Source organism: Stenotrophomonas maltophilia group sp. RNC7 (assembly GCF_030910085.1).
Lineage (GTDB): Bacteria > Pseudomonadota > Gammaproteobacteria > Xanthomonadales > Xanthomonadaceae > Stenotrophomonas > Stenotrophomonas sepilia.
In genome coordinates, this window is the sequence record NZ_JAVFVN010000866.1 from 1 (window position 1) to 309 (window position 309).

Below are 309 nucleotides of genomic sequence, written 5' to 3' on the forward strand. Positions count from 1 at the left end.
TAGACCATCTTCTTTTAGTGAGTTAATTGGACAAAATCATATAAAGCAAACTTTATTGAATGCTTTAAAAAGTAATAAGTTTACACATGCATATATGCTAACAGGACCAAGGGGAACAGGAAAAACAAGTATTGGGAAACTATTTGCCAAGGCTATCAATTGTGAACAACTAGTAAATGGAGAACCATGTAATGAATGTAATCAATGTAAGCAAATTATGAATAATTCACACCCAGATATTTTAGAAATTGATGCAGCATCTAATAACGGTGTAGAGCAAATTAGAGATATAAGAGAACAAGTAACATA

Annotated in this window: 1 pseudogene; it reads left to right on the forward strand. The window is 31.1% G+C overall.

Going from position 1 to position 309, the window contains the following annotated elements:
• Nucleotides 1-309: pseudogene (locus RCF13_RS20625) on the forward strand (DNA polymerase III subunit gamma/tau); the annotation flags it as partial.